General features: G+C 68.6%; 18 protein-coding genes. 4 read left to right on the top strand and 14 right to left on the bottom strand.

Going from position 1 to position 17167, the window contains the following annotated elements; genetic code table 11:
• Nucleotides 1-140: 140 nt before the first annotated feature.
• Nucleotides 141-1016, bottom strand: coding sequence for a LysR family transcriptional regulator (locus KUH32_RS10410; RefSeq protein ID WP_217777959.1), 876 nt, complete (start codon nt 1014-1016; stop codon nt 141-143).
• Nucleotides 1017-1115: 99 nt separating this feature from the next.
• Here KUH32_RS10410 and KUH32_RS10405 point away from each other — a divergent pair, with 99 nt between their 5' ends.
• Entirely contained in the window at nt 1116-2180 is a 1065-nt protein-coding gene (locus tag KUH32_RS10405) for a sodium-dependent bicarbonate transport family permease (protein WP_217777958.1), read from the top strand.
• Nucleotides 2181-2270: 90 nt separating this feature from the next.
• Here KUH32_RS10405 and rpsO read toward each other — a convergent pair whose 3' ends face one another.
• The 4 genes from rpsO to KUH32_RS10385 all read right to left on the bottom strand — a co-directional run bounded on the left by rpsO (nt 2271) and on the right by KUH32_RS10385 (nt 4631).
• Nucleotides 2271-2540 (bottom strand): 30S ribosomal protein S15, encoded by a 270-nt coding sequence (rpsO, locus tag KUH32_RS10400; RefSeq protein WP_217777956.1) that lies wholly within the window; start codon nt 2538-2540, stop codon nt 2271-2273.
• Between the two features lie 182 nt (nt 2541-2722).
• Nucleotides 2723-3736 (bottom strand): calcium-binding protein, encoded by a 1014-nt coding sequence (locus tag KUH32_RS10395; RefSeq protein WP_217777954.1) that lies wholly within the window; start codon nt 3734-3736, stop codon nt 2723-2725.
• Between the two features lie 99 nt (nt 3737-3835).
• Entirely contained in the window at nt 3836-4120 is a 285-nt protein-coding gene (locus KUH32_RS10390; protein WP_217777953.1) for a DUF5665 domain-containing protein, read from the bottom strand.
• Entirely contained in the window at nt 4098-4631 is a 534-nt protein-coding gene (locus KUH32_RS10385; protein WP_217778403.1) for a DUF1643 domain-containing protein, read from the bottom strand. Before KUH32_RS10385 ends, KUH32_RS10390 begins: the two co-directional genes overlap by 23 nt.
• A gap of 256 nt (nt 4632-4887) precedes the next feature.
• On the opposite strand from KUH32_RS10385, the gene KUH32_RS10380 reads away from it, so the two are divergent.
• Nucleotides 4888-5856, top strand: coding sequence for a threonine ammonia-lyase (locus tag KUH32_RS10380; RefSeq protein WP_217777951.1), 969 nt, complete (start codon nt 4888-4890; stop codon nt 5854-5856).
• Between the two features lie 44 nt (nt 5857-5900).
• Here KUH32_RS10380 and KUH32_RS10375 read toward each other — a convergent pair whose 3' ends face one another.
• Genes KUH32_RS10375 through trxA form a run of 3 tightly spaced genes read right to left on the bottom strand, consistent with a single transcriptional unit; the run spans nt 5901 to nt 7674 of the window.
• Nucleotides 5901-6092 (bottom strand): Trm112 family protein, encoded by a 192-nt coding sequence (locus tag KUH32_RS10375; RefSeq protein ID WP_217777949.1) that lies wholly within the window; start codon nt 6090-6092, stop codon nt 5901-5903.
• Nucleotides 6089-6733 carry an LON peptidase substrate-binding domain-containing protein gene (locus KUH32_RS10370; RefSeq protein ID WP_217777947.1) on the bottom strand — a complete coding sequence of 215 codons (645 nt, stop codon included), beginning with the start codon at nt 6731-6733 and terminating at the stop codon, nt 6089-6091. The genes KUH32_RS10375 and KUH32_RS10370 overlap by 4 nt, the downstream gene beginning before the upstream one ends.
• A 26-nt stretch (nt 6734-6759) precedes the next feature.
• Nucleotides 6760-7674 (bottom strand): thioredoxin, encoded by a 915-nt coding sequence (trxA, locus tag KUH32_RS10365; protein ID WP_217777946.1) that lies wholly within the window; start codon nt 7672-7674, stop codon nt 6760-6762.
• A 17-nt stretch (nt 7675-7691) separates the two neighbouring features.
• On the opposite strand from trxA, the gene KUH32_RS10360 reads away from it, so the two are divergent.
• Nucleotides 7692-9647: a PHA/PHB synthase family protein gene (locus KUH32_RS10360; protein WP_348541102.1), complete on the top strand. Its 1956-nt coding sequence runs from the start codon at nt 7692-7694 to the stop codon at nt 9645-9647.
• Nucleotides 9648-9718: 71 nt separating this feature from the next.
• Here KUH32_RS10360 and KUH32_RS10355 read toward each other — a convergent pair whose 3' ends face one another.
• The 3 genes from KUH32_RS10355 to KUH32_RS10345 form a co-directional block, all read right to left on the bottom strand.
• Entirely contained in the window at nt 9719-10507 is a 789-nt protein-coding gene (locus KUH32_RS10355; protein WP_217777945.1) for an exodeoxyribonuclease III, read from the bottom strand.
• Between the two features lie 185 nt (nt 10508-10692).
• Nucleotides 10693-12120: a Hint domain-containing protein gene (locus tag KUH32_RS10350; protein WP_217777944.1), complete on the bottom strand. Its 1428-nt coding sequence runs from the start codon at nt 12118-12120 to the stop codon at nt 10693-10695.
• Between the two features lie 458 nt (nt 12121-12578).
• Entirely contained in the window at nt 12579-13232 is a 654-nt protein-coding gene (locus KUH32_RS10345) for a peroxiredoxin (protein WP_217777943.1), read from the bottom strand.
• 142 nt (nt 13233-13374) lie between these two features.
• On the opposite strand from KUH32_RS10345, the gene KUH32_RS10340 reads away from it, so the two are divergent.
• Entirely contained in the window at nt 13375-14820 is a 1446-nt protein-coding gene (locus tag KUH32_RS10340; protein ID WP_217777942.1) for an aldehyde dehydrogenase family protein, read from the top strand.
• Nucleotides 14821-14959: 139 nt separating this feature from the next.
• Here KUH32_RS10340 and KUH32_RS10335 read toward each other — a convergent pair whose 3' ends face one another.
• The 3 genes from KUH32_RS10335 to KUH32_RS10325 are packed head-to-tail and all read right to left on the bottom strand — an operon-like array spanning nt 14960 to nt 17165.
• On the bottom strand, nt 14960-15607 hold the full coding sequence (locus KUH32_RS10335) for an RluA family pseudouridine synthase (protein WP_217778401.1): 648 nt from the start codon (nt 15605-15607) through the stop codon (nt 14960-14962).
• Nucleotides 15608-15645: 38 nt separating this feature from the next.
• Nucleotides 15646-16539: a homocysteine S-methyltransferase family protein gene (locus KUH32_RS10330; RefSeq protein ID WP_217777940.1), complete on the bottom strand. Its 894-nt coding sequence runs from the start codon at nt 16537-16539 to the stop codon at nt 15646-15648.
• A gap of 2 nt (nt 16540-16541) precedes the next feature.
• Nucleotides 16542-17165, bottom strand: a complete 624-nt coding sequence (locus KUH32_RS10325) for a LysE family translocator (protein ID WP_217777939.1) — start codon at nt 17163-17165, stop codon at nt 16542-16544.
• Nucleotides 17166-17167: the final 2 nt, after the last annotated feature.

The following is a 17167-nucleotide window of genomic DNA, read 5'->3' as shown; positions in this document are numbered from 1 at the left end:
GCTCCCGGGCGGATCCCGGGTCTCCCGATTGATTGGCGGCCCCATTGCCGCCGACCCCTTCATCATCCCATGCGCCGGGGTCGAAGCGTCACGTCTCAGATGCGCGGGACTTACAGGATTATCCGCCGCTTGAAAAGCATTCACAGCGGTTCTGCCGCCGCGTCCAGCAACACCGCCAGAACCGGATGCGGAAAACGGCGCGGCAGCGTCACCGCGAAAAACGTCTCGACGATGCCCAGGGCAAAGGGCGCGGTCTCCAGCCGCCCCGAGGCCAGCTCGTCCGCCACCACCACCGGCGGCGTAACCGCCAGCCCCGCGCCCTCGCGCGCCAGCAGCCGGATCATCGCCATGTCGTCGACATCGGCCACGATCCGCGGCACCACCCCGTGCCGCGCCGCCAGCGCCAGGAACCCGGCCCGGATCGTCGATTCGGACGGCACCAGGAACCCGCCGCTGCGCAGCAGTCCGGGCAGGTCGGGCGCGCGCACCAGGTCGGGCAGGCCGTGGATCGCCACCGGCTGCGCCGCCAGCCGGTGCGCCGACAGGTCCGCGCCGGCGATCCGCGGCACCTCGGTCAGCAGCACGACGTCCAGCGCCAGTTCGGCCAGCCCCGCCAGCAGCGACGCGGCCCCGCCCGAACGCAGCACCAGCTCGACATCGTCGCGCCCCAGCACCGGCGCCAGGAACCGCAGCTGAAAGTTCCGCGACAGCGTCGACAGCGCGCCCACCCGCAGCGGCGCCCGCCCTCCGCCGGTCCGGCGCAGGGTGTCCAGCATCTCGGCCCCGGCACCGAAGATCCGGTCGGCGTAGTCCAGCGCGATGCGCCCCGCCTCGGTCAGTTCCAGCCGCCGCCCCACCCGGTCGAACAGAGGCTGGCCCAGCCGGTCCTCCAGCTGGCGGATCTGCGCCGACATCGCCGATTGCGACAGGTTCAGCCGCTCGGCCGCGCGGGTCAGGTTCCCGGTCCGCGCGACTTCGCGGAAATACCGCAGATGGTGGTAGTTCAAAGTATCCATGTTCACTTAAATAGAACGTTTCGGGCGAAATGTTGTATTTTTTATTGTTGATCGAACCGGCTATCTGCCCTGTCGAACCAGACAATCCAGGGGACAGACATGGACATCGCCGTTGACATCCTGACGACCATCGTGGCGCAGGTGCAGAAACCCACCCTCGCCTTCCTGCTTGGCGGCATGATCCTCGCCGCGGCGGGATCGAAACTCGACGTGCCCGAACCGGTCTACAAGTTCGTGGTCATGCTGCTGCTGCTCAAGGTGGGCATCGGCGCCGGCATCTCGGTGCGCGACGCCGATCTGATGTCGCTGCTGGTGCCGGCGCTGGCCGCCGCCGCGCTCGGCATCGCCATCGTGGCGCTTGGCACCGTCACGCTGGCGCGGATGCGCGGCGTGGCGCGGATGGACGGGCTGGCGACGGCGGGGCTGTTCGGCGCGGTCTCGGCCTCGACGCTGGCCGCCGGCATGGCGATGCTGGATGCCGAGGGCATCGCCTACGAAGGCTTCATCGCCGCGCTCTACCCCTTCATGGACCTCGCCGCGCTGATCACCGCGATCGTACTGGCCCGGCTCGGCGCCGCGCGGCGCATCGCGGCCACCGCTTCCGCCGGCGGCACCGCGACACTGACGCTGGGCAGCGGCACCGGCGGCACCGGCACCGGCGGCAGCGGCGTGATCGGCGGCATCCTCACCGACACGCTGCGCAGCCCCGCCATCTCGGCGCTGCTCCTGGGCCTCGGCCTCGGCTTCTTCGCCCGGCCCGACAGCGTCTATGACAGCTTCTACGAACCGCTGTTCCGGGGCCTGCTGTCGATCCTGATGCTGATCATGGGGATGGAGGCCTGGGCGCGGCTGTCCGAGATGCGCAAGGTCGCGCATGTCTACCTGGTCTACGGGCTGACCGCACCGCTGATCCACGGCGCGCTCGGCTTCGCTGCCGGGCTGGCGATCCACCATGTCACCGGGTTCTCGGCGGGCGGCGTGGTGTTGCTGGCGGTGATGGCGGCGTCCAGTTCCGACATCTCCGGCCCGCCGACCCTGCGCGCCGCGATCCCCGAGGCCAATCCCTCGGCCTATGTCGGCACCTCGACCGGGCTGGGCACGCCGGTGGCGATCCTGTCGATCCCGCTCTGGATGGCACTGGCCGAAGCGCTGATCGGTCTCTGAGCCACGGCGGCGCGCCAAAGACGAAAGGGGCCCCGCGGGGCCCCTTGATCCATCCGGTATGTCGGCCGCGCCCCGTGGCGCGCCCGTGCCTCAGCGGCGGATGCCCAGGCGCTTGATCAGGTCCTGGTAGCGGGCCTCTTCCTTGCCCTTGAGATAGTCCAGCAGCTTGCGGCGCTGTGCCACCAGCTTCAGAAGGCCACGGCGCGAATGGTTGTCCTTCTTGTGGGTCTTGAAATGCTCGGTCAGCGTCGCGATGCGCGAGGTCAGGATCGCCACCTGCACTTCCGGCGAACCGGTGTCGCCGTCCTTGGTGGCATAGTCCTTCATCAACCGGGTCTTTTCTTCGGCGGTGATCGACATCGGGGTCTCCTTTCGGGTCAAAAGGGTTATGGCGCAAGCCGGGATGTCGTCCAGCAGGGCCCATGGAGAAACACCGCCAGCACGGCGGATGGGGGCGCATAAGCCAACGCGCCGGGCTTGTAAAGCGGGAATGCGGAAAGCGCCGCCGGGCAGGACCGCCCGCGAACCGGCGGCCGCGGCGATCAGGCGCCCGGAACCAGCCCCGAGGCGCTTTCGCCCAGCAGCACGATGGCATCCAGCGGCGGCGCCTCGGCGGCCGGCAGTTCCGCCAGCACCACGCCGTCGACGACGATCTGCGCCAGCGTCGGATCGTCGGGGGCGGCGCGGATCTCGATCTCGGGATCGGCATCCGGGTCGCTGTCGTCATAGATCACCACGACCTGGTCCTCGGCCGCGTCGAAATCGAACAGCCGCGCCGCGTCTGCGCCGATCCAGTCGCCCAGCACCAAGGTGTCGGCATCCGCACCGCCGGTCAGCACATCGCCGTTGCCGGCGATCAGCGTATCGGCACCGTCATTGCCGTTGAGAAAATCCATGCCGTCGGTGTCGGCACCGTCGGCGCCGATCACGCGGCCGTCCAGCAGGTCGTCACCCCAGCCGCCGGCCAGCGTGTCGCTGCCGGCACCGCCGCGCAGCGTGTCGGCGCCCTCGCGTCCCAGCAGGGCATCGTCGCCATCGCCGCCGTCCAGCGCATCGGCGCCCAGCCCGCCCTGCAGGATATCGTTGCCTGCGCCGCCATCCATGCTGTCGTCGCCATCGTGACCGAACAGCGCATCATCGCCATCGCCGCCATCCATCGCGTCGTCGCCGGCCTCGCCATGCAGGGTGTCGTCGCCGCCCTCGCCGCTGATCGCGTCGTCGCCATCGCCGCCGACCAGTTCGTCTTCGGCAGCGGCACCGCTGATCACGTCCGCACCGCCGCGGCCGTTCAACAGGTCGACGCCGTCGGTCCCGGTCAGCGTGTCGTCGCCAGCGCCGCCTTCGGCGATCACGCCGGGCGCACTGGCGGTCGCGATCCGGTCCAGCAGGGACCCCCCGCCGTCACCCTCCAGCCCGGCCTCCTCGGCCTCGGCCCGGGCGGTCGCGTTGGCTTCGGCCTCTTCCGGGCTTTCATCGGGTTCCAGGATGTCGGTCATGCTGACGATCGCCACCGATCCCAGCACCATCGCACCCATCAATCCGGCCAGAAACAACATCGCCCGACGCCTCACCACTACCAAAGGGCAGTATCCCGCGCACACCAGGTGCAATCAACTGAAATCGCACAACAAAGTTAAGGAATCGTTAACAATTGGTTAACGCGTCGTCTCGATCTCCCGCAGCACCTCGGTGGCCAGTCCGCCCAGGATCGGCACCACCTCGATCTGCGCCAGAAGCAGCGCCAGCACCGACACCAGGGCCGACGCTCCGATCACCGTGCCCAGCCCGAAGGCCAGTCCGCGCAGGAACTGGAACCAGACAAGCCGCAGGGTCGAGTTGTGGATGCGAACGAACCGGTGGTTGTTCAGCCGCGCCAGCTCGGCCGCCAGCTGGTCGATCCCGTCCAGTTCGACGGGCTCAGGCGTTTTCGGTTTGCGCATGGGCGCGGCGCTCCTCCTGGCTCCAGGCTTGCGGCTGCACGTCGTAGGACACGTATAGCGGATGGCGCGGAAACCCGTCCCGGGTCAACCCCAGATGCCGCACGTCGCCACGCAACGCCGCGGCAACCCGGCGCCCCCGCCCCGCCAGCGCGCCATGCACGCCCCAGGCCGCCAGCACCATGTCGGCCTCGGCCGTCCACTGCGCCAGCAGCGCGTCGTTGGCCGGGCCCACCGGATCGGCGGCGCGTTTCAGGTCTGCCGGCCGGGTGGCGCGAAAGCCGAACAGGTTGGCGATCCGCACCGCGCCGAAGCCCAGCGCCACCGCCCGGCGCTGGCAGCGCTCGATGGTGGGGTCGTTCGCCGCCTCGGTCGCCGTCGACGGGTTGAGCATGATGCAGAGCAGCCCGCGCCCCGCGGCCCAGCGCCGTTCCAGCCCATAGCGATAGGCCCCGCAGGGCGAATACAGCGCCCGCGACGCCACCCCGCCCGGCGCGGCGCGTTTCTCGATCATCCCGCCGGTCTCGGACGTGCCGTCCGACGCGGCTCGGGCATCCGCGATCTGCGGCATTGCTGGCGCTCCCCTGGCACCGCCCTTTCCCGGGAACGGGCCTTCGGGGTCCAGCATAAATGGCCCGCAGCCGGTCCACCACCCCGCCGCCGCGGGTCGCCCGCGCGCCGCTTTCGCCCCCCTGCGTATCGATACAAATCCCGGTTTGACAGCACCGCGCGGCATCGGTTTCCTGCACCGAACGCAAGGAGAACCCGCCATGGACATCGCCCGCATCGACGCCGCCGCGGACCGGTTGCGCGGCTTTGCCCGCCGCACCCCCCTGCTGTCCGCGCCGGGGCTGGACGCGATCGCCGGCCGGCGCGTGCTGGTCAAGGCCGAATGCCTGCAAAAGACCGGCAGCTTCAAGTTCCGCGGCGCCTGGGCGGCGATTTCGGCGCTGCCCGCGGACCGGCGGGCCAGGGGCATCCTCGCCTTCTCTTCGGGCAACCACGCCCAGGGCATCGCCGCCGCCGCTGCCGCCCACGGCGTGCCCTCGGTCATCATCATGCCGTCCGACGCGCCGCAATCCAAGATCGACGGCACCCGCGCGCTCGGCGGCGAAGTGGTGCTCTACGACCGCGGCAGCCAAAGCCGCGAAGAGCTGGGCGACCGCCTGCAGGCCGAACGCGGCATGGTCCTGGTCAAACCCTTCGACGAACCCGAGGTCATCGCCGGCCAGGGCAGCTGCGGGCTGGAAATCGCCGAACAGGCCGCCCGGCAGGGCGTGACCCAGGCGGATGTGCTGGTCTGCTGCGGCGGCGGCGGGCTGACCTCGGGCATCGCGCTGGCGCTCGAGGCGCGCGCCCCGCGCATGCGCGTCCGCCCGGTCGAACCCGAAGGCTTCGACGACGTCACCCGCTCGCTCGCCACCGGCGCGATCCAGCGCAACGACCGGATGGCCGGCGGGCTCTGCGACGCGATCCTGACACCCGCGCCGGGCGACGTCACCTTTCCGATCCTGCACCGCCTCTGCGGCCCGGGCCTCGTGGTGACCGACGACGAAGCCCTGCGCGCCATGGCGCTCGCGTTCCGCCATCTCAAGGTGGTGGCCGAACCGGGCGGCGCCGTGGCGCTGGCCGCCGCGCTGTTCCACGGCGACCAAATCGACGGCGACGCGGTGATCTGCACGATCTCGGGCGGCAATGTCGATGCCGATGTCTACGCCCGCGCGCTGGCGCTGGCGTGACCCTCGGCGCCGGTCGGGCGCACGCGCCGCCGCGCGCGGTCGGCTCAGTCCAGCTGGCGCGCCTCGTCCACCAGCATGACCGGGATGCCGCCACGGATCGGAAAGGCCAGTTTCGCGGCGGTGCTCACCAGTTCGGCCTTCTCGGCATCATAGCGCAGCCCGGTCTGGGTGACCGGGCAGATCAGCGCCTCCAGCATCCGGCGGTCGAACCCCGGCCCCGATGCCTCGGCGCTCATTGCAGCACATCCTCTTCGCCGCCGCGCAACGCGTATTCGATCAGCGTCACCAGCGTCTCGCGCCGGGTCGCCAGCGACGGCGCCTCCAGCAGCGCCTGCTTGTCCTCGGGGCTGAAATCCAGCAGCATCGACAACGAGTTTATCAGCAATTCGTCCTCGGCCTCGCGCAGCGTGTCCCAGTCGGCCGACAGGTCGCGCGCGGTGAAATAGCGATCCAGCAGCGCCATGAAGGCGTTGCGGTCGAACCGCGCATCCTTTTCCTCGGCGGCGCGGTCGCGCTCGAAACCGTCCCAGGTGACCTTGCAGCGGCGATAGGGCGAAAAGCCCTCGACCTCCTCGGCGACGCGAAACCGCGAGATGCCGGACAACGTGATCATGTAACGCCCGTCCTCGGTCTCGGAAAACTGCGTCACCCGCCCGGCGCAGCCGATGCGCTGCAACCCGGTGCCGCCGGTGCGCCCCGGCACGCTGTGCGGCTGCACCATGCCGATCAGCCGCGACTCGGTCTTCAGCGCATCGTCCAGCATGGCCAGGTAGCGCGGCTCGAAGATGTGCAACGGCAACCGGGCGCGCGGCAGCAGCAGCGCACCGGGCAAGGGAAAGACCGCGACGATGTCGGGCAGATCAAAGCTTCGCACCATATGCCGAACCTAGCCCAGCACCGGGCTCAGGCAAATATCATCGAGCTGAGCTTGCGCCGCCCGTTCAGCGCCACCGGATCGTTCGGTTTGAGCGCCTCGAAGATCGTCATCAGCTGCGCCTTGGCCGCGCCGTCGTTCCATTCCCGGTCGCGCCGGAACAGCTCCAGCAGGTGATCCACCGCCGCCTGACCATCGCCCTTGGAATAGATCGCCAGCGCCAGGTCGAACCGCGCCTGGTGATCGTCGGGATCGGCCTCGACCCGCGCCGCCAGCTCGGCGATCGGACCGGCGTTTCCGGCCTGCCGCGCCAGTTCCAGCTGCGCATGCGCGGCCTCCAGCTCGGCCGACCTGGAAATCTCCGCCGGCGCGCCGTTCAGGATCGCCTCGGCCTGGTCCAGGTCATCCATCGCGATATGGGCGCGCACCAGCCCGCCATAGGCCTTGGCATTGGCCGGCTCCTCGCCCAGCACCGCGGCAAAGGTCTGCGCCGCGTCCACCGCCGCGCCCTGCTCCAGCATCTCCTCGGCCGCCGCGATGGCGTCGTCCAGCCCGCCGCTGGCATCGCCGCCGGCCGCCTTGACCACCCGTTCGACAAAGGCCTTGATCTCGCTTTCCGGCACCGCGCCCTGAAAACCGTCGATCGGCTGGCCCTGCCAGAAGGCATAGACCGTGGGGATCGACTGAATGCGCAGCTGCCCGGCGATCTGCTGGGCCTGGTCGACATTGACCTTGGCCATCTTCACCGCGCCTTTCGCGGCGGTCACCGCGGCCTCCAGCATCGGGCCCAGCGTCTTGCACGGCCCGCACCACGGCGCCCAGAAATCCACGATCACCGGCACCTGCATCGACGCATCCACGACCTCGGCCATGAACTGCGCCTCGCTGACATCCTTCACAAGATCCTGTGCCGGGGCGGCCCCGGTTCCATCCAATCCGATCATCGCTTGCATCCTTTTCAGTGCCGGCCATCCTTGCCAATGCCGACGCGGCTGCGCTCTATATGGACCGCGGCGGCGCCGCTGCCAAGGTGCGGCGGCACCCGGCCCCGGGCGAAATGAGCCAGGTCAAACCCCCGGCGCCCGCGATGTGCCACCAAGGGCGCACCCGAGTCGCCAGTCCAGAGACCATGACCGAACAGCCACGTATCCGCCCCGCAACCGTTCCGACGCCACCGGCCGATCCGGCCCGGCCCGCGCCCCCGCACGGGCTGACCGCCGGGGCGGACACGCTCGACCGCGCGGTGCGCGCCGCCGCGGGCAGGGCCACCTTCGGCGTCTCCTCCTTCGCCGCGCTGTCGGCCTGGTCGGACTGGGCGATGCACCTCGCCCGGTCGCCGGGCCGGCAGATGCAACTGGCCGAACGGGCCTGGCGCAACGGGTTGGCCGCCACGCTGGGCGCCTTCGGCCTGCCCGGCGGCTTGACGCCGCGCAAGGGCGATCACCGTTTCGACCATCCCGGCTGGGCACTGCCGCCGTTCCGCGCCGCCCAGCAGGCCCATCTCGCCACCGAGGATTTCTGGTGCGAGGCCACCCGCGAGGTCCGCGGCATGCGCCGCCGCAGCGCCGATCGGGTCGGCTTCATGGCCGGGCAGATCGTCAACGCCCTGTCGCCCTCCAACCTGCCGCTGGCCAATCCCGAAGTGGTCGAGGCGACGCTCAAGACCGGTGGCGCCAATTTGCGCAACGGCACCGCCCGCCTGCTGCACGACATCCACGACGAACTGACCGACAGCCGGCCCGCCGCGCTGGCGCAGTTCGAGATCGGGCGCGACATCGCCGCGACGCCGGGCAAGGTCATCCTGCGCAACGACCTGATGGAACTGATCCAGTACAGCCCGCAGACCGGCACCGTCCACCCCGAGCCGGTGCTGATCGTGCCGGCCTGGATCATGAAATACTACATCCTCGACCTGTCGGCGCGAAACTCGTTCATCGGGCACCTGGTCGCGCAGGGCCACACCGTCTTCGCGATCTCCTGGGTCAACCCCGACGAACGCCACCGCGACCTGTCGCTGGACGATTACCGCCGCATGGGCGTCATGCAGGCGCTCGACGCCGCCGCGACGATCTGCGGCGGCGCCCGCGTGCATGCCTGCGGCTACTGCCTGGGCGGCACCATCCTGGCCATCGCCGCCGCCGCCATGGCGCGCGAGGACGACGATCGCCTGGCCTCGATCACCCTTCTGGCCGGCCAGACCGATTTCACCGAGGCGGGCGAACTGATGCTGTTTCTCGACGAAAGCCAGATCGCCTATCTCGAAGACCTGATGTGGGCACGCGGCTATCTCGACCAGAACCAGATGGCCGGCACGTTCAAGGCGCTGCGGGCCCGCGACCTGGTCTGGAACCAGGCGGTGCAGCGCTACCTGCTCGACCGCCCCGAACCGGCCTTCGATATCGGCGCCTGGTCCGCCGACGCGACGCGGATGCCCTACCGCATGCATTCCGAATACCTGCGCGGCCTGTTCCTCGAAAACCGCCTCACCGCCGGCCGCTTCGCCGTCGACGGCCGGGTCGTCGCGCTCAAGGACATCACCGCACCGATGTTCGTGCTGGGCACCGAAACCGACTACATCGCGCCCTGGCGGTCGGTCTACAAGGCCGCGCTGTTCACCGAGAACGACCTGACCTTCGTGCTGACCAATGGCGGCCACAACGCCGGCATCCTGTCCGAACCCGGCCACCGGAACCGGCATTTCCGGGTCGGCCACAGGACCCCCGAAAAACGCTACATGGACCCCGACACCTGGTGCGCCCGGCACCAAGCGCGGCCCGGCTCGTGGTGGCCGCTGTGGTGGGACTGGCTGGCGGGTCACAGCGGCGCCGACCGCGCCGCCCCGCCGCCGATGGGCGCGCCCGATGCCGGGCTGGCGCCGCTGTGCGACGCGCCCGGCACCTACATCCTGCAACGCTAGGGCGCATCGCCCCGGCCGGGGCCAAAACGCTCACCAGCGTTTTGCAAATTCCTCGCCAGGAATTTGCCCGCTCACAGATCGAAGCTGGCGAAGACCGGCGCGTGGTCGCTGGGCTGCTCCCAGCCGCGCACATGGCGCAGCACCCGGCTGGAATGCCCGGCATTGGCGATGTCCGGCGTCGCCCAGACATGATCCAGCCGCCGGCCCTTGTCGGCGGCATCCCAGTCCTTGGCCCGGTAGGACCACCAGGAATACAGGTTGCCCTCGGGAATGTCCTTGCGGGTGATGTCGACCCAGCCGCCCGCCTCCTGCGTCTGCGCCAGATGCTCGACCTCGATGGGCGTGTGGCTGACCACCTTCAGCAGCTGCTTGTGCGACCACACGTCATCCTCGCGCGGGGCGATGTTCAGATCGCCCACCAGGATCGCCTTGCCGGGTTTGTCGGCATGAAAGGCATCGCGCATCCCGGTCAGGTAATCCAGCTTCTGGCCGAATTTCTCGTTCACGGCGCGGTCCGGCACGTCGCCGCCCGCGGGCACATAGAAATTGTGGATCACCACGCCGTTCTCCAGCCGCGCCGCCACGTGCCGCGCATGGCCCAGGCCGGCGTAATCCGCCCGCCCGACCTCCTCGATCGGCCGTTTCGACAGGATGGCGACGCCGTTATAGCCCTTCTGCCCATGCGCCACGACATGGCCGTAACCCAGCGCCGCGAACCGATCCAGGGGCATCTTGTCCACCGGCGACTTGCATTCCTGCAGGCACAGGATGTCCGGCGCCTCCTCGGTCAGCAGCCGCTCGACAAGCCCCGCCCGCAGGCGAACCGAATTGATGTTCCAGGTGGCAAGCGTGAACGGCATCGGCGATCTCCTCTGCCCCCTCTTGCCAAGTCGCGCCTGCAGACGCAACCGCAGCCCGCCGAACACGGCCGGCCCCGCGATCCCGACCGCCGCCAGCCAGCGGGGCAGCCGCAGCGCCGCGGTGCAGCCCGGCTCCGGCTCGACCGGGGCCACCACCCGGCCGCCTTGCGGGACGGGCCGGCCCGTTACCGGGCACGCAGCGGCAGACGGTCCTTTCCGGCGCGATCGGCCCCGCCCGCCGCCGCCGCTTGACCGCGATCGCGTTGCCCGGCATCCCTGCCCGCGCACGGGCCTGTTTCGACAAGCCGCCGGGCGACGAGGCGCCGCGCCGCACCGACCGTCAGAAAGGGGCGCGCCGCGGGCCCGTTCATGGCGGAACCATCGTCCGGTATCGGCCCGAAAATCGCCACGAGCTTTCGGCGCTCGCTGTTCCGCAAGCCTTTGACGACCATCCGGCCCAGATACAGCGATTCCGAATAACAGCCGTTGGCGCGCACCAGATGATGCCGGTCCAGGGCGAAATGCACCCACGTGATGTGCCGCCGACCGCGCATCACCTGAATGCCGGGCCGGTCGGTCAAGGCCCTTGCAGGCACGAGATACGCCCGGTCGCAGGCATCTTCGAACTGGCCGGCATCCCCGACCAGGATCCGGTGCTGCGGCGAAACGACCAGGTCGCGTGACGGCACGCCGTCACCCAGGGCATTGGCCTTGATCAAGACAGGTCGGCGGTCGTCCGGAACGCGGTCCAGACGACGGCGATCGGACCGCACCCAGCGCACATGACAGGGACCGGCATCCATCGTGTCCACAAGATGTCCGACCCGCAGATCGTCGACCCTGCGGGGCCCGAACGGGGTATCGATCAGCGTGTCCGCCGCGTAGCAGACCACCTGCGAATTCTCGATGTTCTTTTCATTCAGCCCTGCCGTCTCGGTATAGAACGTGTCGGTGCCATTGCCGCCATCGACCGCGTTGACCTGGGCGTTCTCGCCGAACCGGATGGTATCGTCGCCATCGCTCGTCTTGATGTCGTTGGCGTCAAGATCGTCGCCGAACGTGACGCTGTCATTGCCGGATTTGGTATCGACGTCATGGATTGTCGCCCGGTCGCCGAAGGTGATCGTATCGTTGCCGGCACCCGCGTCGAGGTTCTTGAACGTCGCGTCGGCTCCGACCGTGAGGCTGTCGTCGGCAGCACCGAACACCCAGTCCGATGTCGTGGAGAACCCGTCGCCGATGACGACCGTGTTCGGGCCGGCGACCGCCCCCTCGAACCGCCCCAACGTGACGGCGTCGCCGATGTCCAGGCTGACCTGATCCGCCGCCTTTGCGTCGATGTCGACATCGGCCAGATCGACATCGTCGCCGATCGTGACGGACGGCGACAGACCGCCCTCGATCTTGATGGAAAACCCGTGAACGTTCGAATCCGCGATCTGGATATCGAAACCGGCGGGCAGTCCGCCGCTCGCTTGAAAGGTGATGTTGCCATCGGCGGTCGGATCGATGATGAAAACGTCGCCGTCCGAGACGCTGATCGCCTCGCCCGCGTTGATCTCGTTCGGACCCAGCGGGTCCTTGTCCTTGTCTACGACAATATACGTTGCCACGTCGTTCGCCTGCCATGAGATGCGCGGCGCGAACATGGGCCAAAAGGTTTAGGGCCGTCTTAAACGCGCAACGCCCCCCGCGCCGGGCAGCCATACGCAGCGTGGGCAGCGGCGTCCGAACCAGCCCCTGCGCGAACATCCCCGCCCTTCGCGACCGCCGGGTCGACAAGGTCGGAACGCAGCCTGCCTCTGGACGGAATTGCCGCACCGGCCGAAAAAATCCGCCCCTCCGACGCAAGGTCACGCTGCGGTCGCGGCCGCGCCTGGGCAATCCGCCCCGAAATCGCGAGAAACAGGACGGATTGCTGCCCGGCCAGCCCGATCCCGCCTGCGCAATGCCCCACCAATCCGTTCCGAAATCGCACCGAATCGGACGGATTGCTCCCCCCAAGACGCCAACGGCCGGCAGGGTTTCCCCACCGGCCGCAGCGTTTACCAGCCGTCCGAGACCCCACGCCTCAGCCCGGCAGCTTGGCCTTGCGCAGATAGGGCAGCACGGTGTCGATCTTGCCGTATTTCTTGATCGCATCCGCGTCCGACACCGCCACCGGCACGATCACGTCCTGGCCCAGTGTCCAGTTCGCCGGCGTCGCCACGTTCTCGCGCGCCGAGGTCTGCAACGCGTCCAGCGCGCGCAGCACCTCGGCGAAATTGCGCCCGATCGTCATCGGGTAAGTCATTGACAATTTGAGTTTTTTATCAGGCCCGATGATGAAGACCACGCGTACCGTGGCACTGTCGGCGGGGGTGCGGCCATCGGGCAGCACGTATTCCGCGGGCAGCATGTCGAACGCCTTGGCGACCGTCAGATCCTCGTCTGCGATGATCGGGAACCCGGCCTTGGCGCCCGAGGTCTTCTCGATGTCGCCCTTCCACTTCTTGTGGTCCTCGACCCCGTCGACCGAAATGCCCATCACCTTGGTGCCGCGCTTTTCCCATTCGTCCGCCAGCTGCGCCACGGCCCCGAACTCGGTGGTACAAACGGGGGTGAAGTCCTTGGGATGGCTGAACAAAATCGCCCAGCTGTCACCGATCCAATCGTGCAGTTTCAGCACGCCCTGATCGGTCGTGACCTCGAGATTCGGAATGTCGTCGTTGATTCGCAGACCCATGGCCGCCTCCTGTCTTCTGTCTCTTGTCCAGATGTAAGCCCTTCCGGCCCTGGTTGCATCCCCCCGCTTGCGGCGATCTGCGCGGGGTGACAGAGTGGCGCGGAAACCGGCTCGCCCGCGACTCTGGGAAAGGGGATAAACCATGATAGAGAAACGGAAATTCTACATCGACGGCGCCTGGGTCGATCCCCGCGACGGCCGCGATCACGCCGTCATCGACCCCTCGACCGAAGAGCCCTGCGCGGTGATCTCTCTGGGCGGCCAGGCCGATACCGACGCCGCCGTCGCCGCCGCCCGCGCCGCCCTGCCCGGCTGGATGGCCACACCCGTCGCCGAACGCATCAAGCTGTTGGAAAGACTGACAGAACTCTATGCCGACCGGGCCGAAGACCTGGCCCAGGCGATGAGCCTGGAAATGGGCGCGCCAATCGACATGTCGCGCTCCAGCCAGGTCGGCGCCGGCTCCTGGCATCTCAAGAATTTTCTCAAGGCGGCCAAGGACTTCCCCTGGGAAGGTCCGCTTGGACCCCACGCCCCCAACGACCGCATCATCCACGAGGCGGTGGGCGTCTGCGCCATGATCACCCCGTGGAACTGGCCAATGAACCAGATCACGCTGAAATTCGGCGCCGCAGCCGTGGCGGGCAACACGATGGTGCTCAAGCCCTCCGAGGAAAGCCCCCTCAACGCGTTGATTTTCGCGGAAATTGTCGACGCGGCGGGCTTCCCGCCGGGGGTCTTCAACCTGGTCAACGGCGACGGTCCGGGCGTCGGTTCGCAGCTCTCCAGCCACCCCGATGTGGACATGGTCAGCTTCACCGGCTCGACCCGCGCCGGCCGCCTGATCTCGATCGCCGCCGCCGACACGCTCAAGCGCGTGCACCTGGAACTGGGCGGCAAGGGCGCCAACCTGGTCTTCGCCGATGCCGATGAAAAGGCCGTCAAGCGCGGCGTGCTGCACATGATGCAGAACACCGGCCAATCCTGCAACGCGCCCTCGCGCATGCTGGTCGAAGCGCCGATCTACGACCGCGTCGTCGAAGAGGCGGCCGCCGTGGCCGCCAAGGTGGCCGTCGGGCCCGCCAGCGCGGAGGGGCGTCATATCGGCCCCGTGGTCAACGCGACACAATGGCAAAAGATTCAAGACCTTATCCAGAAAGGCATCGACGAGGGCGCGCGCCTTGTCACCGGCGGCACCGGCCGCCCGGACGGGCTCAACAAGGGCTTTTTCGTGCGCCCCACGGTCTTTGCCGATGTCACCAACGACATGACCATCGCGCGCGAGGAAATCTTCGGCCCGGTCCTGTCGATCCTGCGTTTCGAGACCGAGGACGAGGCGGTGCGCATCGCCAATGACACGCCCTACGGGCTGACCAACTACGTGCAATCCGCCGACGGCGCCCGCCGCAACCGACTGGCCCGCGTGCTGCGCTCGGGCATGGTCGAGATGAACGGCCAGGACCGCGGTGCCGGCTCGCCCTTCGGCGGCATGAAGATGTCCGGCAATGGTCGCGAAGGCGGCAGCTGGGGCATCCACGACTTCGTCGAAGTCAAGGCGGTCTCGGGCTGGGACCCGGAAAAAAGCTGACGCATCAGGGGATTGCGCCGAAATCGCGCGCGATCCCCTGCTTCTTCTCTTTGACAAATACGCACAAATCCCTTCCGCCCCGGCCCATTCCCGCCGCCGGGCAGGCGCGGCAAATTTCTTTGCAAAGAAATTTTCCCGCTCAGAACGGTGCGGGCGCCCGGAATGTCATTCCGCGGCCGGTTTCGGGGTGGTTCAGCCGCAATTCCTCGGCATGCAGCATCAGGCGGGAATGCGCCGCGACCGTATCGGGCGCATAGAACGGGTCGCCCAGGATCGGATGGCCGAGCGCCAGCATGTGCACCCGCAGCTGGTGGCTTCGCCCGGTCTTGGGAAACAGCCTGACACGGGTCTCGTCGTCGTTTGCTTTCAACACCTTCCAATCCGTCACCGCGGGCTTCCCGGTCTCGTGGCAGACCTTCTGCAAAGGCCGGTTCGGCCAGTCGACGATCAGCGGCAGGTCGACCGTGCCGGATGACGGCCCCAGCCGCCCGGCCACCCGCGCCAGGTAGGTCTTGCGCGGCTTGCGCGCCTCGAATTGCTGGCCCAGATGCTTTTGCGCGAAAGCGGTCAGCGCGAATACCATGACGCCCGAGGTGTCGCGGTCCAGCCGGTGCACCAGCCGCACGGTGGGAAAGGCCGCCTCGAGCCGCGCAATCAGGCAATCGGACAGATGCGCGCCCTTGCCCGGCACCGACAGCAGGCCGGCAGGCTTGTCGACGATCAGGATCTCGTGATCCTCGTGCAGCACCGCGATATCGCCCTGCGGTGGGGAATAGACGTCATCCATCCCCGCCATGTGGCAAAGCCGACGCACGGGCGCAAGGGTCAGACGATGGCGTGTCCGGCCGCGCGCAGCCGCGCCGCGATCTCGGCGATATGGGCCGGGCCGGTCTCGCAGCAGCCGCCGACGATGGTGGCGCCCTGCCCGATCCACGTCATCGCATGGCCGGCATAGGCCTCGGGGCCCATGTCGCGCCGCGCCGACAGGGCGTCGACGGTGGGCCGGTCCTTGAGGAAGTCCTTGGTGATCTGGGTGAAGGCGTTGCCGTAGGCGCCAAAGGGAAGGCCGGTTTTCATCAGGATTTCCAGTGCCTTGGGCATCGCCTCCGGGGCCGAGCAATTGGCCAGGACGGCATCGGCGCCATCCGCCAGAACGGTCACCACATCCGCGACCGGCTCGCCCGAGCGCAAATGCCGCCCGTCCTCGTCATCCACCGTCACCGCGATCCAGACCGGTTTGCCGCAGCCCTGCCCCGCTGCGACCGCCGCGCGGGCATGGTCGACCGAGGCAACGGTTTCGAACAGGACCAGATCGACGCGCGGCGCAAGGGCCGCGACCAGTTCGCGATACAACGGCACGGCCGTGGCATGGTCCGGGTGGATATCCGGGCGATAGCTTGCCCCCAGCGGCCCGACGGATCCGGCGATGCGACCGGCGCCATGCGCGACCCGGGCAGCGGCGGCCTCGTCCAGCGCGGCGTCGACCAGAGCCGGCCATTCGTCCTCGATCCCGGCAGGTGCCAGCCGGTCGCGGTGCAGCGCATAGGTGTTGGTGGTGGCGATGGTGGCACCGGCAGCGAAATAATCCGCATGCACCGCACGCACCAGGCCGGGATGGTCGCGCATCACCTGCGTCGACCATAGCGGGGTCGGCCTGTCACCGGCGCGATGGATCAGTTCCTGCCCCATGCCACCGTCCAGAAGGGTGATGCCGGTCATGCTCAGCTCCAGGCCAGGCGGGCGGCCAGCCCCCCGAAAATCACTGCGCTGATACGGTTCATCACGCGGGCACGGCGTGCGATACGATCGGCCATCAGCCCGGCAAAGATACCGTATAGGCCATCGGTAATGACCCCGCCGATCGCCAGCAAGACGCCCAGGATCAGGATCTGCTGCGCCACCGGCCCGACCGAGGGGTCGGCGAATTGCGGCAGGAAGGCCAGGACGAACAGGCCGACCTTGGGGTTCAGCATGTTGGTCACAAAGCCGCGCAGGAACGCCTGCCAGACATGCGCCCGCCCCGCCCGTCTGGCCGGACCGTCACGGTCGCGCCAGGCCTGCCAGGCCAGCCATGCGAGGTAGGCCGCGCCGGCATAGCGCACCACGTCCAGCATCGCCGGGCTTGTCGCCATCAGCGCCGCCAGCCCGGCCGCCGCCAGCACCGTGTGCACAAGCACGCCCAGCGATATCCCGCAGGCCGCCGCCATGCCCGCCCGTGGCCCGCCCGACACGCCGCTGGCGATGGTGAACATCATGTCCGCCCCCGGCGTCAGGTACAGAACCATCGCCGCGCCCATGAACGCCGCCAGCGTCCAGGCCTCCATCGCAAGCAGCGTATCGAGCATGT

It is taken from the genome of Thalassococcus arenae, assembly GCF_019104745.1.
GTDB lineage: Bacteria > Pseudomonadota > Alphaproteobacteria > Rhodobacterales > Rhodobacteraceae > Thalassococcus_B > Thalassococcus_B arenae.
This window is presented reverse-complemented; position numbering and strand designations above follow the sequence as displayed.

Bases quoted from the DNA above. Each gene is read 5' to 3' on its own strand.
- KUH32_RS10395 (WP_217777954.1), bottom strand. From the start codon at position 3,736: ATGTTGTTTCTGGCCGGATTGATGGGTGCGATGGTGCTGGGATCGGTG.
- trxA (WP_217777946.1), bottom strand. From the start codon at position 7,674: ATGATCGGATTGGATGGAACCGGGGCCGCCCCGGCACAGGATCTTGTG.
- KUH32_RS10405 (WP_217777958.1), top strand. From the start codon at position 1,116: ATGGACATCGCCGTTGACATCCTGACGACCATCGTGGCGCAGGTGCAG.
- rpsO (WP_217777956.1), bottom strand. From the start codon at position 2,540: ATGTCGATCACCGCCGAAGAAAAGACCCGGTTGATGAAGGACTATGCC.
- KUH32_RS10390 (WP_217777953.1), bottom strand. From the start codon at position 4,120: ATGCGCAAACCGAAAACGCCTGAGCCCGTCGAACTGGACGGGATCGAC.
- KUH32_RS10355 (WP_217777945.1), bottom strand. From the start codon at position 10,507: ATGCCGTTCACGCTTGCCACCTGGAACATCAATTCGGTTCGCCTGCGG.
- KUH32_RS10345 (WP_217777943.1), bottom strand. From the start codon at position 13,232: ATGGGTCTGCGAATCAACGACGACATTCCGAATCTCGAGGTCACGACC.
- KUH32_RS10410 (WP_217777959.1), bottom strand. From the start codon at position 1,016: ATGGATACTTTGAACTACCACCATCTGCGGTATTTCCGCGAAGTCGCG.
- KUH32_RS10335 (WP_217778401.1), bottom strand. From the start codon at position 15,607: ATGGATGACGTCTATTCCCCACCGCAGGGCGATATCGCGGTGCTGCAC.
- KUH32_RS10340 (WP_217777942.1), top strand. From the start codon at position 13,375: ATGATAGAGAAACGGAAATTCTACATCGACGGCGCCTGGGTCGATCCC.
- KUH32_RS10385 (WP_217778403.1), bottom strand. From the start codon at position 4,631: ATGATCGAGAAACGCGCCGCGCCGGGCGGGGTGGCGTCGCGGGCGCTG.
- KUH32_RS10375 (WP_217777949.1), bottom strand. From the start codon at position 6,092: ATGAGCGCCGAGGCATCGGGGCCGGGGTTCGACCGCCGGATGCTGGAG.
- KUH32_RS10370 (WP_217777947.1), bottom strand. From the start codon at position 6,733: ATGGTGCGAAGCTTTGATCTGCCCGACATCGTCGCGGTCTTTCCCTTG.
- KUH32_RS10380 (WP_217777951.1), top strand. From the start codon at position 4,888: ATGGACATCGCCCGCATCGACGCCGCCGCGGACCGGTTGCGCGGCTTT.
- KUH32_RS10325 (WP_217777939.1), bottom strand. From the start codon at position 17,165: ATGCTCGATACGCTGCTTGCGATGGAGGCCTGGACGCTGGCGGCGTTC.
- KUH32_RS10330 (WP_217777940.1), bottom strand. From the start codon at position 16,539: ATGACCGGCATCACCCTTCTGGACGGTGGCATGGGGCAGGAACTGATC.